Below are 12,977 nucleotides of genomic sequence, written 5' to 3'. Positions count from 1 at the left end.
TTTAGGAGTTTAGGCTTTTTGTAGGGGCGAAGCCGCCGGCGTCCCCGTCATTTTTCCTTCCTTACCGTTACCTACCGCCCCCTGAGCGAAGTCGAAGGGAGCGTAGCCGATGAAAGTTCCTTCACAATCAACGGTTGCTTCGACTACGCTCAGCAACCGTACTTCCGCTTCCTGAGCGAAGTCGAAGGCCTGCCCTGAGCGGAGCCGAAGGGAGCGTAGCCGAAGGAAAGGTTTTGAACCGGGATTAATGGGATTGAAGGATGGACTTGATTTTAGTGGTTTGCGTAAAGTGCAAGGCGGATTTAAAAATTCGAAGCACGAAATCCGAAATACTAAACAAATCCAAATCACCAAATTTTCAAATGTTCAAAACGCCACGACACAACACTGTTTTGAATTTTTGTCATTTGAATTTTGAAAATTGTTTCGATATTCGGATTTCGGATTTAAAATTTTATTTTCCTCCGTGTCCTCTGTGGTAAAAAAAGCCCCCAGCCCTTTCGAACCAGAGGCTCACAACAATTTCACTTTCTTGTTTAAACAGATATCAATTTTAATTCAACATTCAAAATTCAAAATTTTGAATTCTATTTAATAAGTGTCATCTTTTTGGACTGCGCAAAGCCTTTGTCTGTGGTCAGGCGGTAAATGTACACCCCGCTGGCCAGGTTGCGTCCGTCAAAAACAACTTCGTAAATTCCTGCGGCTTGTTGGCCCTTTAACAACGTTTGCACCTTTTTACCATTGATCGTGTAAACGCTCAACCCCACTTTTGCCTCTTGCGGTAATTCTAAAGTAATATGAGTTAAAGGATTAAAAGGATTGGGAAAGTTTTGACGCAAGGCAAAGGTCTTGGGAATTACAGCGTTTACGGGCCTGGATTTGTTCAAAGGGCTCTGACTGAAAACATCCAGACGCTTGGTAATCAAAGCAGGCGTAAGGCCATTGGTTTTTAAACAGATTTTTCCCGTTTTGCCTGCCAGATTTACAATGGTGGTTACCTTAAAGAATTTTTCGAAATCGGTTCCATTGGGCGCTGGTAATTCTTTGTATTTTAAATTGGTTAAAAAGATTTCGCCCTGTGTGGAGTCTTCAAAAACCAACGAATAAAGAACATCTTCGTCATTAAATCCATTGTAAACATTGTGAAAACGCACCTTCAAATCCATTTCCAGCGGAATATAATCTTGCGTTACGATCCAGGTTTTTGATTTAAGAGCATTGTCAAAATACACCGTGTCGTGATTAAATTTAACCGCCTCTACTTCCAAGGTAATCGTACCTTCCACGCTGTTGTTTTGGTTGGCGGAAATAACGTAGTCAATCACTGGAGTGGGATTAATGATGATTGGGCTGATGCCGCCGCCGGAACTTTCCACGTAATCGGTTTTGAGAAGATAGGGCGCATCGTTGTATTTGGTCCACACACTGCGAATCATATCGTGTTCGGTGATGTTTGGATATTGTCCATCGCCGAAATTTTCTTCTTCAAAATTATCTGAAGTTTGCGTCACTTTAACAATGCCATCGCCTTCGTAAACCACCGTGTAATCGTAAGCCGTGGTATTATCTGCATATTGTTTGGAAGAAACCGACAAATGATGCACATCGGCTCCGTGGGATGGTAGAACCGTTAAATCGCTTAAACGTTCTTCATCAACTTTGAAATAGCGATAATAACCGGTCGGCATTTCGGTTATGGCATGAAAACCTTCCCACACAATATGGGCAATGCCAGAAGTGTAAGAAAGATTCGGTTTGCAATTATCTTGATGATACCATAGATCATCGGAAATCTGTTGCGTAGCCGTCCAGTTTCCGTAATAATTCGTGCCTTTAAAATAAATCTTTCCGTTATGATCCCAGACCAGACCAATATCGCCGTTGCTGCCTGTTTTGCTATGGCTAAGGGAAGGATTACTACCCTCAAAGGGGCCTAAAATTACATTCCACTGATCAAAATTTTGATCCGTATTTTTGTAACAAACGATTTCGTGAATGCCCGTTGGTTGAAAGTTATCGCTCATCTTCTCTCTATGGAATGCAATGTACACATTGTATTCATTGCCCACCACTTCCTAAACGGCAATGGCCGGAGCTGGTTTAATCGCATCTCCAAAATTCACTGAAGCCACAGTTTGTGCATTGTACCATTGCGAAGTATTGATATTGAATCTGCGTAACTTAATGTTCAAATCGGTTTGATCAAACCAGGTAACAAACAGCATGTCCAATGTTCCGGCTATTGAGGGATTGAGTGAGGTTTTTGTATTGGAATCAAGCCGTGTTTCTTTACTCCAGGTTTTACCGCCATCAGTTGAAGAGGTAAACCAGATATCGTCGTTGTCTTCATAAACCATATAAATAGTACCATCACTTGATTTGTAAATTCTACGACCATTGTTGTATCCTGTTGCATAGGAATTATTGGAAAACATATGTCCTTTATAATTAGCCACAATATCAAAATGATTATTTGGTGTTAGATTCCTTGGATTATCAGTGCTGCCGTCCTCCCAATATACAAAATTATATGTAATAGTACGGCCATTAACAGTTTGTGTTTGTTGTGGTGATTCAACAGTAAACGGGTCATCTTCCAACGTGTTGCCCGAATAAGGATCGGGGGTGGTAATTGTTTTAGATTCTCCGTTAATAATAATCGTGCCGCCGCTGCCGCCATTGATAAAATAATTATCTGCCGTGTAATGGTATTGCTGATATAATTGAGCTATGTAGTCACCGGCTGTTGTAACTTCATGATCTTCAATCAGGGCGGTATTATATGTTCTTTCTGTCATTTCCCATTTTGTTCCATCCTTAAACTTCATATCAAAACCGCCGTAGGTTTGTTCCCAGGACTCGAAATCGTGCAAACTGTATTTTTCAAAATCAAACTCCGCGCCGGAGTTATGTGTATCGCTGTCCACTTTTAGCTGACCGCCGTCATGTCTGTTTTTAACTATAATGTGCACTTTTTCGGCAAATTCGGCGCGCAGGGTAGCGTCGGAAGTAAAAGAAATGTCAACGGGATTGCCGGTATATACTTCTCCAGTGGTTAAGTTAGTCCATTTAGCCTTAAAGGATCAAGTCCTTAAATTTGTGTAAAAAAGAAAAAAGTGAAAAATTGCCACATCCTTCCTAACTTTGATTTTTTTCAAAAAAAAAAAAGAAAAAAAAAGAAAGGAAAGGATATGGCAAAGACACAAAGAAAAGATAATGGTTTGGTGAGAGAAATTCAAAATATTTTACTAGAAGATGAAGATTTTTTAAGAAGAATCGTTCAAGAAAATTTACAGAAGATATTGGAATCAGAGTTTGAGGATTATATACAAGCAGGACGTTATGAGCGTACAGAGCATCGCAAAGGCTACCGTAATGGGATATACAGAAGGACATTAAAGACGCGTGTAGGTGTGATAGAGTTAGAAGTAGTAAGAGATAGGGAAGGAAATTTTAAGACAGAACTTTTCAGACGTTATCAACGAAATGAGAAGGCCTTGGTGTTATCCCTAGTAGAGATGTATCTTCAGGGGGTATCCACCAGGAAAGTAAAACGAATAGTGGAGCACTTATGTGGAACGGAGATATCAAAAAGCACAATCAGTAACTTATCAAAAGAATTGGATGAGAATATTAATAAATGGCGTAACCGCCCCTTAGATAAATCATATCCTTATTTAGTTATAGATGCACGATATGAGAACATACGAGAAGCAGAAGCCGGAGTAATTGGGAAGGCGGTATTTGTGATAATAGGGATCGATGCGCAAGGTTATAGAGAAATACTATCGGTAGAAATAGGAGATAGCGAGCGAGAGGATACATGGAGTGAGATATTTAGGAAATTAAAAGAGCGGGGATTAAAAGGCTTAAGCTATGTTGTATCAGATGATCATAAGGGACTTGTAAAAGCGGTAAAGCGAGAATTTCAAGGCATAAGATGGCAACGATGTCAAGTCCATTTTATTCGCAATTTTATGGATAAAATAGGCAAGAAGAATAGCAAGGAATATTTAGAGATGTTGAGAGATGTTTTTAATGCGCCGGAAATTAAATCGGCCAGAGAAAGGAAAGAAGGGCTAGTAAAGAAATTAGAGGATAAGAAGCCGTCGGTAGCAGACTGGTTAGATAGAGAGATAGAATTTTGTTTCACAGTTTACAGTTTGCCCATAGAGCATCGAAAGAAGATGAAGTCGACCAATATGATAGAACGGCTAAATGAAGAGATAAAAAGGCGCAGTAGAGTTGTAAGAATATTCCCAAATGATGAATCCTGTATTCGTTTGATAGGAGCAATATGCATGGAGAAATCGGAGGAATGGCAAAGTGGTCGAAGATATTTAAATATGAGTATTGAGAATGAAGTAGAAGGAAAAAAGGAGCCTGACTGCGTGCGTTCATGCAGAGGCAGGGATGTAAAGACAGAGGTCTACGAAATGGCGAACGCGGTGTAACCTCCATTCCGCTACGCTCCATTCCGGTTACACCGCTGGTCCTTGGTTAGGAAGGAATTTACACAAAAAATTAGGCTTGACTGCCTTAAAGATATAATCAACGCCATTGTAAGTTTGATCCCAGTTTTCGAATGAATGAATTTCATCTTCTGTTAGCGTTAAAGTAATGCCGCTATCATAAACGATACCGTCCATTTTAAAACTACCGCCTTCAAAAGTGTTAATTACCGTTACATCCACCTGGTCTAAAAAATGAATTTTAAGCGTAAGCGTTATATTATCACAATAAGAAAGATTCGTGTCTTCGGCCTTGCTAATAATTGCGATAAAAAATTTTCTATCTGGCAGGCTGTTCTGTATATCGTCTTTCAAATCATTGTTTTCTGAAAGATCACCGCCTGCATATCCCACATTATCATAGTATAAATAGCCATCATCTGCCTTGTTCCATATTTCTTCTTCGGACTGACTATTTGGATCTTCAAAATATGAACCTATTTCCATTGAATAATTATTTTCAAAATAGCCTGATTGAATTGACAACGAAACAGATTGAATAATAGCGTCCTCGTCTAATTCCGATAAATCAAAATAATAAATCGAACGATAGATATCGGAATCAGAATTAGAATTATTTTGATTAGAACCGTTATGTCGGCCAATATCATGAACATTCGGCATATTATAAGACCATGTGCCGTTTGTGTCTTTATATCGGCATACAGCATATGTTGTACTGCTGTTTATTTCTATATAACTATTTGCGTGTAATTCATTTAAAAAAAATGATAAAAATAGTACATAAATAAAAAATAAGCGGATCAAATTTTTAGGCAACATGACACCTCCTACATTCAATAAATAATTTGACAAATTTGAGCGGGAGGTATAATTTGCCTATGGCTTAAAGTAATGTGCGGCGTTATCATACGCTCCCGCATTATTTTATTGCTGGACAGCCCGGGTTATGCGGCAACATAATCCGGGCTTATATTTTTTCTACAATCATAAGCACCACCTCCTTATTTAATTTTTCCTTACGCCATGCAGTATTCTGGAATAATATCCCAGATGTTGTATTACAAAAACATGATCGTCATTACTCCAGATACCTCTTATTGTGTCTATTAAGTCATCGCCAAAATTTATTTTTTCCCAGTTATCGCCGTTATAATGATAAAACGTACTTAGAAAACCTCCCGCAAACACATTGTTAGGTGCGTTACCAAAAATTGTATAAATTGTTGTTGATTTGAATTCTCGTATCCATCTACCATTATTATACTTATAAACTCCATCTTTTGCCGAATAAAAATTGTCCATATCATAGCCCCATAAATCCATACCGAAACCTTTATCAAAATGTCTGGATGAATCTAAAAAAGTAAATCGGTTGTACGTATATTTATATAAAACGGCGAAATACTTATTATTTTTTTCAATTTCAGTACCCATCACGAAAATCGTAGTATCGTTGAAACCCCATATTGAACGAAATTGTATATCTCTTCCCGTTTTATATTTAATAAATTTTTCTCCGTCATACTTAGCAATTACGCCATTATAACATCCAAAATACATATTATCTGAAGATGTTCCCCATACAGCAAAACAAATCGGCAAATCGTAATTGTCCATACGTCGCCATTCTCCGTCGTAGTGTAAAATGTAGCCAACAGCGGTATCGAGATTCGTTTTGACCCCATAACCCACTACCCAGAAATCGTTTTCGCTGAAGCCGAATATTTCTCTATATGTAGGCACGTGGTAAAATGCTGGCACATAAACATTGCTCCATTTTTTACCGTCATAATGCCATATACGGTATTTTAACCTATCACTGTGACCAACCGCCCAAACGTTGTTTTCATCCCTTCCCCAAATATCATATAAGTATATCTGGTAAGCGTCTTCAGCAAATATGGTGTCCGCCGTCCATGTAAAGTTATGGCTGGTGGTGTCCGACCTGAAATTATCGCTAATTGGCTCTGTAGCCTTTTGGCAGGATGAAAGAATTAAGACAAAAGACAAAAGAGAAAGGAAAAAGGAATCGGTTTTTTTGCTGTTGGGTATCATGGTATAATTCCTTTTGGTTTTAAAGTTACGGCTATTGGTAATTTACGGCGGGTAACGGTCAAAGAAAAGATAATCATAAACAGTAGTTTTTAGAAACCATCGTTTGCAAATTGGGGGGGGTACTAACGGTCACCAATGCAAAAATAATTTTGCTGAAATGAAGAAAGAAAAATCGTAAAAATTTGATGTCAAAGATTAACATCAATTTACAGTCCCTCAAAAATTATTTTTATAAATCCTTTTGAGGTTTGCGTCATCCGTGGCGAAAAAATAGCTGACGTTCTAAATTTAATTTAAAAAAAATTTTAAAGTCAAATTTTTTTTGAAAAGTTTGGATGATTACTAACGTGGATCTCAAAATTCGAAGCACGAAATTCGAAATCCTAAACAAATTCCAATCACCAAATTTTCGAATGTTCAAAACGCTTCTTCACAACCCTGTTTTGAATTTTTGTCATTTGAATTTTGAAAATTGTTTCGAATTTCGAAATTCGGATTTAGGATTTTAAGAAATAAAGTACTGGAGAGTTTTGTTACGAAGCTACTCGCCCGTTGTTGTAGCCGGTGACCCGGGTCCTGCTGTAAATGTTAGTCCAGCTTATTGCAAGGTCGTCTGCCCGAGCACATCGGTTAACTTGTCGATCACCTCATCCAGCAATTCATATTCAATGGTCAAAGGGGGCAATAGCCGCACAACCTTTGGGCCTGCCGGAATCACAATAACGCCTTGTTCCTGCAAAGCTTTAATATAGGGCTGCGCTTTTTTCTTCAACTCGATGCCAATCATCAGTCCGATCTGCCGTACTTCTTTGACCACGGCCAATTCACTGCCTTTAAAATGCTTTTTAAAGTACTGCCCCTTTTCAAATGCCTGTTGAGGCAGATTGTGTTCTTCGATAAATTCGATGGCGGCCAGTCCGGCGGCGCAGGCCAGCGGATTGCCGCCAAAGGTGCTGCCGTGTTTTCCGGGACTGGCCTTTATTTTTGCGGAACATAACATAGCTCCCATGGGTACGCCTGCGGCAATGCCTTTGGCCAGGCAGAGAATATCTGGTTGTAGATCGACGTATTCGCTGGCAAACATTCTCCCCGTGCGGCCAAATCCAGTCTGCACCTCGTCAATGATTAACAGGATTTCCCGTTCTTTACAGAGTTTTTGCACGTTTTCAAAATAATCCTTGCGCCCAATGTGGACGCCGCCTTCGCCCTGTACCACTTCTAACAACACGGCGGCTGTTTGATCGGTTATTGCCTTTTGTAGCGCAGAAAAATCGTTAAAAGGCACAAAGGTAAAACCGGGAACAAGCGGTTCAAAATCCTTTTTGTAATTAGGATTAAACGTAGCGCTCAGGGCGCCCATGGTGCGGCCGTGAAAACCGCGACGGGCGCAGACAAAATCCGTTTTGCCCGTGGTAAGTCGGGCAAATTTAAGCGCCGCTTCCACGGCTTCAGCTCCGGAGTTGCACAGAAATACTTTGTCAAGGCTGGCAGGCGTAATTTCAATTAGCTTTTTTAAAAGCAGAGCGCGTTTATCGTTGTAAAAGCTACCGGTGCAGGTTATTAAAGTCTGCGCCTGTTCAGCCAGCGCCGCAGCCACCCGCGGGTTGGCATGGCCCACGTTCACCACGCCGTGTCCCCCGGCGCAATCGATGTAGCGCCTGCCCTCAATATCCCACACCAGCGCATTCTCTCCACGCACCAGAGTTAATCCTCTTTTATTAAACAGTGGAAGCGAAAATTGATCTTCCATTTCCTGAAAGGCCTTCATTGGATCACGGTTCCTTTCTCGTTTAAAGCGTTTTTAACAGGATGTTCAACGCGTCCATCGGCAATGATGACGCGCGGTTTGCCGCTTTCAAAAATTTTGACCAGAGCGTGCAACTTGCGTTTTATTCGTCCGGCGCTCTGTTGTTCGCGCACACGCAACTCCCTGATGGTCAAGCGGGAGATAACGGAATCCGGATCGGTCGGATTCTCCAAAAAACCCGGCGCTTCGATGAGCTGGACGATGGTTGTTGCCTGCAACGCCGACTGCAACAAAGCCACAATATCGTCATTTTCACTATTGATGGCAAAACCATTTTCATCGGCAATGGGCACGGTGATGACCGGCAAATAGCCCTGTTCCAGCAACAGGATCAGGAGTGTTTTGTTTACCGTCTGCGGTTTACCCGAAAAATCGCGTAAAAGTTTAATTTTACCGTTCTCCTTTACGCGAATGCCGCGGTTGCGACGACCGCGAATCAACAGGCCGTCAAGTCCTGTTAAGCCGATGGCGTTGATTTGCTGTCGCTGAAACAATTCCACCAGCCGCTTGTTGCGCAGGCCGGCGTAAGCCATCATCATCACATCCAGAGCGTTAGCGTCCGAGTACACGCTGGCATATCCGGAGGCCGAAGTTATCACTCTGGGGGCCATGCCCAGTTTTTGGGCCAGTTCGTCGCGCAGGGCATTGGCGCCGTGCACAATGATTTTGGGACCGTCGATTTGCGCCAGGTCCTCAACAATTCCCTGCAGGTTGATGGCAGAGCCGCCGCCGATTTTAATAATCATCATCGCCTGATCTCCTTAATGGTTCCGTTTGCGATGGGTTTCCAGTTTTTATCATCAGACAGGGGAGCCGAACAAACAATCAGGCCTTCTTCTGAACGAAACTGGCGCATGGTAAAATAAGCGCCCCGTTCATTAAAAAAAGAAGCCAGCGCCGTTTGCCTGGAATCGGCCATGATGAGATTAAGAGCGCTGACATATCGCGCACGTTTTAAAATGACGGGCAGGGCCTTGCGCACGGCGGTCAGCAAATCTTGCTTTTTAAAACGTAAAATAAAGCTGAATAACTTTTCCGCGCCGATGCGCCCGTTTTCTTTAATGCGAACGCCGTGCAGTTCACCGTTAAAGACAAAGACCGTATCCTGCCGGTAAAAAGGCATGTTGTTTTCGATGGCAATTCCCTGATCGCGAAAGGCGCTGCGGGCATGTGCCAGCAGGCGACGCGTTGCAGGGATGGCCGAAAAATCATCTTCCCATACGGGACGAATGCTCCAGTAAAAGTCCCAGCCCCTCGGCGTTTGCCAGGCACATCCCCAGCCGTGCCCCTGATATTCCACGCTGTTCTGCGCCATGCGGGCAAAGTCGTTCAAAAGGGCCTGTGGTTTTTCTGGCCTTTTACTTTCGTAGTACAAAATACGACACATGTTTACCCCTTCCATTAGCCACGAAATACACCTAAAAATTTCAAAATCTGTTTTGTGTTTTAAAAAGCTCCCTCTTCTTTTCACCCCATAATAAAGGACGACAGAAGGAGGAACCATTCAACCATTCAACTAATCAACCAGTCTCCAATTTACACTGGATGCAGACCCGGAAACTGCAGCGCCCGCGTTTCGGGCAGGCCGTGCATAATATTAAAAGCCTGTACGGCCTGTCCGGCTGCGCCCTTCATCAAATTGTCAATGGCGCTGATTACCACCAGCCGATTGGTCGAGCCGTCCAGTTCAAACCCCACGTCGCAGAAATTTGTGCCGGCCACCAGTTTGGGCTCCGGATAGCGGTAAAGTCCGTCGCGTTCTTTCACAATGCGCACAAAAGGCTCGGAAGCGTAATAGCTGCGGTAGATTTTCCAGATGTCCTTTTCGCTGAGCTTGCGGTTTAAAAAGACGTGCGCCGTGGCCAGAACGCCGCGCACCATTTCGATGGCTGTGGCCGAAAAATGGGCGGTCATCGCTTCATTAAAACTTAATTCCTGTTCAATTTCGGCCGCATGGCGATGTCTCGTAGGCTTAAACGAACGCACGCAGCCATGACGAACGGGGTGGTGCGATGCTTCGTTAGGCCGGTTGCCTGCCTCGCTGGAACCGACTTTAACTTCAATGATCGCCTGATTAGCTTGCGCCAGGCCCTCTTTAAAAAGGGGGTAGAGGGCCAGAATGGCGGCCGTAGCATTGCAGCCTGCGCTGGAAATAAAGCGCGCCGTTTGCATTTGTTGTCGGTGCAATTCGGGAATGCCGTACACGAACTGGCCGAGTAAATCCGGACGTAGATGCGACTGGCCGTACCATCTGGCGTAAGCGTCGGGATTTTGCAAACGAAAATCGGCGCTCAAATCGATAATGCGCGGCGCAATTTGCGAAAAGTGCTCGATCCGTTTTTGCGCTTCGCCATGGGGCAGGCAAAGGAACAACAGGTCGCAGGGTTGTAAATCATCCATACCGCAAAATTTTAAGGTGGTTTGCCCGCGCAAGTTCGGATGAACCTTGTGCACAAATTGACCAAAATGTCTTTCCGAGGTCGCCTGCTGGATGCGCACATCGGGATGAAACAATAAAAGACGCAGTAGCTCGCCGCCGGCGTAACCGGAAGCGCCTGCAATGGAAACCGTAATAGCGCTCATGCCGCCTCCTTTGCGATCTTTAAAACGTAATCCACGATTCTGGCCGGAATGTCCACGCCGGTGGTGTCAATGCTGTTTTTGAATTCCATGGTGTAATTCACTTCGTTAACCAATAAGCCGTCGTTGGTTTCGAACAGGTCGATGGCCAGTACGCCGCCGCCAACCGCCCGGGCTGCTTTAAGCGAAATTTCGGCGATTTCATCGGTTACCGGACAGTTAGATGCCTGGCCGCCGCGCGCCGTGTTGGTGATCCAGTGGTCGGAGCGGCGATAAATGGCGGCAATACATTCATCGCCCACCACAAACGAGCGGATATCGCGGCCGTTTTTTTCCACGTATTTTTGAATGTAAAAGATGGAATGGTGGTAGCTGCCCAGAATCGTTTTGTGTTCTAAAATGGCTTCGGCGGCGTCCCGATCGTTGATTTTGGAGATCAACCGCCCCCAGGAGCCTACCGCCGGTTTGATGACCACCGGATAGCCCATCTCTTCAATGGCTTTAATGGCCGATTGTTCTGTAAAGGCGATTTTTACTGGTGGTTGCGGAACATTGTGCGCCGCCATAGCCCGGGAGGTCAGTAATTTATCGCCGCAGGTTAATGCAACCTGAGCCGTGTTAACGCATTTTACGCCCGCGCTTTCGAACAGCATTAAAGCATGCAGCGCACGCGAGTGGTTAATGGCTCTTTCGATAACCACATCCAGAGCAAATCCGTTTTTACCCATGGTAAAAACGATTTCCCGGTCGTCGATCATTTCCAGTTCCACGTTTGGGCGTTTGCGGAATGCTTCGATTAAAAATTTTTCGTCTTTGCGAATAATTGAATGTAAAAATCCTACACGCATGGGAATCTCCCTGTGTTTTTAATGTTTACCGCGATGTCGTTCTTCGGAATTTATTTTTACTTTAAAGGATGCTTTTTACACCATTCAACCAGGTGCTTAAGCTCATGAAAATCAACGGTGCGACCTTTCTGGCCGATCTGTTTTATGTGGATTAAAATACGCTTGAGGAGGTCGGTGGTGTATTCGAGGCCCAGTTGGTCTAAAGCCCATTGTACGGAAGAAATGCCGGACATGTGGTCAAGAGCGACGGACATATTGCGTCCGACCAGCGAAGGGTCCAGACTCTGGTAATGAACGGGATTTTGCACGGCGGCATGAGTGTGAACGCCGGCGCAATGCGTAAAGGCATTTTGACCAACAATGGGGAAGTTGTCCGGAATGGGCAGTCCGGCATATTGACTGACCAGCTGGTAAAGGGGCAAAAGTTTTTCCAGACGACAGTTGTTTTGCACCTGAAAGACCTCTTTCAAAGCCAGCAGTAGTTGAGCCAGATCGACAATGCCGGCCCGTTCGCCCAGTCCCAATACGCTGGCATCGATGATTTCCGCGCCGGCCCGGTAGCCGTCCAGCGCATTGGCCAGAGCCAGCCCGCGATCGTTATGGCAATGAACGGCAATCATCGGTTGATGGCCGCTTTGCGCCAGGGCGTCTTTCAGCCGCGCGATAAAATCGTACATGTTGTGCTCCGTGCCGGGCGCCATGAAGCCGGTGGTGTCGGCCACGCTGATGATATCCGCGCCGGCTTCTACCGCAGCGCAGGAGGCCTGCACGACATTCTCAAATGGCGAGCGCACCGTGTCTTCTGGCGTGTAGCGGATCAACAAATCTGGATTTTGATTTTTAGCGTAACGAATAACGTTAACGATTTGATCGATGGCGCTGTTTAAATCTTTACGAAAAACCTGCCCCAGCCGTTCGCTGGCAACGCTGTAAAAAATGCCGATGAATTGCGCGCCGCATTCCAGCGCCAGATCCACATCCCGTTGTAGTGAACGGGCATGAGCGGCGATTTTTGCGCGGTAACCATGGCGTGCAAGCTGGTACACAGCCTCGTGGATTTCCGGCGTTACCATCGGATGCCCGGCTTCGATGATATCGATACCGATTTCATCCAGCAGATCGGCGATGGCCAGCTTGATGTGGCCATCAAAATAGACGCCCGGCGTTTGTTCGCCCTCGCGCAGGGTTGTGTCTAAAATTTTAACCACG

At 44.2% G+C, this 12,977-nt stretch carries 12 protein-coding genes; 1 reads left to right on the top strand and 11 read right to left on the bottom strand.

Annotated elements, in window-relative coordinates:
• Nucleotides 1-9 precede the first annotated feature (9 nt).
• From Cabys_RS20110 to Cabys_RS20820, 3 genes are all read right to left on the bottom strand, one after another.
• Nucleotides 10-156: a hypothetical protein gene (locus tag Cabys_RS20110; RefSeq protein WP_169313611.1), complete on the bottom strand. Its 147-nt coding sequence runs from the start codon at nt 154-156 to the stop codon at nt 10-12.
• A gap of 431 nt (nt 157-587) precedes the next feature.
• Entirely contained in the window at nt 588-2,075 is a 1,488-nt protein-coding gene (locus Cabys_RS14735) for a T9SS type A sorting domain-containing protein (RefSeq protein WP_150125340.1), read from the bottom strand.
• A 3-nt stretch (nt 2,076-2,078) separates the two neighbouring features.
• Nucleotides 2,079-2,930: a hypothetical protein gene (locus Cabys_RS20820; protein WP_006926908.1), complete on the bottom strand. Its 852-nt coding sequence runs from the start codon at nt 2,928-2,930 to the stop codon at nt 2,079-2,081.
• A gap of 264 nt (nt 2,931-3,194) precedes the next feature.
• On the opposite strand from Cabys_RS20820, the gene Cabys_RS14725 reads away from it, so the two are divergent.
• Nucleotides 3,195-4,457, top strand: a complete 1,263-nt coding sequence (locus Cabys_RS14725; protein WP_006926907.1) for an IS256 family transposase — start codon at nt 3,195-3,197, stop codon at nt 4,455-4,457.
• Between the two features lie 27 nt (nt 4,458-4,484).
• Here the strand turns inward: Cabys_RS14725 and Cabys_RS14720 are convergent, their stop codons facing one another.
• From Cabys_RS14720 to Cabys_RS14685, 8 genes are all read right to left on the bottom strand, one after another.
• On the bottom strand, nt 4,485-5,297 hold the full coding sequence (locus Cabys_RS14720) for a hypothetical protein (protein ID WP_006926906.1): 813 nt from the start codon (nt 5,295-5,297) through the stop codon (nt 4,485-4,487).
• A gap of 186 nt (nt 5,298-5,483) precedes the next feature.
• On the bottom strand, nt 5,484-6,533 hold the full coding sequence (locus Cabys_RS14715) for a hypothetical protein (RefSeq protein ID WP_006926905.1): 1,050 nt from the start codon (nt 6,531-6,533) through the stop codon (nt 5,484-5,486).
• 598 nt (nt 6,534-7,131) lie between these two features.
• Nucleotides 7,132-8,301, bottom strand: coding sequence for an aspartate aminotransferase family protein (locus Cabys_RS14710; RefSeq protein WP_006926902.1), 1,170 nt, complete (start codon nt 8,299-8,301; stop codon nt 7,132-7,134).
• Nucleotides 8,298-9,089, bottom strand: coding sequence for a [LysW]-aminoadipate kinase (locus Cabys_RS14705; RefSeq protein WP_006926901.1), 792 nt, complete (start codon nt 9,087-9,089; stop codon nt 8,298-8,300). The genes Cabys_RS14710 and Cabys_RS14705 overlap by 4 nt, the downstream gene beginning before the upstream one ends.
• The gene (locus tag Cabys_RS14700) at nt 9,086-9,727 is read right to left on the bottom strand and encodes a class II glutamine amidotransferase (RefSeq protein ID WP_006926900.1); all 642 of its coding nucleotides are present in this window, start codon (nt 9,725-9,727) and stop codon (nt 9,086-9,088) included. The genes Cabys_RS14705 and Cabys_RS14700 overlap by 4 nt, the downstream gene beginning before the upstream one ends.
• 149 nt (nt 9,728-9,876) lie before the next feature.
• Nucleotides 9,877-10,923 (bottom strand): N-acetyl-gamma-glutamyl-phosphate reductase, encoded by a 1,047-nt coding sequence (argC, locus tag Cabys_RS14695; protein ID WP_006926899.1) that lies wholly within the window; start codon nt 10,921-10,923, stop codon nt 9,877-9,879.
• Entirely contained in the window at nt 10,920-11,768 is an 849-nt protein-coding gene (gene lysX, locus Cabys_RS14690) for a lysine biosynthesis protein LysX (protein ID WP_006926898.1), read from the bottom strand. Before lysX ends, argC begins: the two co-directional genes overlap by 4 nt.
• Before the next feature lie 56 nt (nt 11,769-11,824).
• On the bottom strand, nt 11,825-12,976 hold the full coding sequence (locus Cabys_RS14685) for a LeuA family protein (RefSeq protein ID WP_006926897.1): 1,152 nt from the start codon (nt 12,974-12,976) through the stop codon (nt 11,825-11,827).
• Nucleotide 12,977 lies beyond the last annotated feature (1 nt).

The organism is Caldithrix abyssi DSM 13497 (assembly GCF_001886815.1).
In the GTDB taxonomy this organism is placed as follows: domain Bacteria; phylum Calditrichota; class Calditrichia; order Calditrichales; family Calditrichaceae; genus Caldithrix; species Caldithrix abyssi.
The sequence above is the reverse complement of the archived record's forward strand: the minus strand, read 5'-3'. Positions and strand labels throughout refer to the sequence as shown.

Excerpts from the sequence above, each read along its gene's own strand:
- Cabys_RS14725 (WP_006926907.1), top strand. The coding sequence starts at position 3,195 with ATGGCAAAGACACAAAGAAAAGATAATGGTTTGGTGAGAGAAATTCAA.
- Cabys_RS14720 (WP_006926906.1), bottom strand. The coding sequence starts at position 5,297 with ATGTTGCCTAAAAATTTGATCCGCTTATTTTTTATTTATGTACTATTT.
- Cabys_RS14715 (WP_006926905.1), bottom strand. The coding sequence starts at position 6,533 with ATGATACCCAACAGCAAAAAAACCGATTCCTTTTTCCTTTCTCTTTTG.
- Cabys_RS14710 (WP_006926902.1), bottom strand. The coding sequence starts at position 8,301 with ATGAAGGCCTTTCAGGAAATGGAAGATCAATTTTCGCTTCCACTGTTT.
- Cabys_RS14705 (WP_006926901.1), bottom strand. The coding sequence starts at position 9,089 with ATGATGATTATTAAAATCGGCGGCGGCTCTGCCATCAACCTGCAGGGA.
- Cabys_RS14700 (WP_006926900.1), bottom strand. The coding sequence starts at position 9,727 with ATGTGTCGTATTTTGTACTACGAAAGTAAAAGGCCAGAAAAACCACAG.
- argC (WP_006926899.1), bottom strand. The coding sequence starts at position 10,923 with ATGAGCGCTATTACGGTTTCCATTGCAGGCGCTTCCGGTTACGCCGGC.
- lysX (WP_006926898.1), bottom strand. The coding sequence starts at position 11,768 with ATGCGTGTAGGATTTTTACATTCAATTATTCGCAAAGACGAAAAATTT.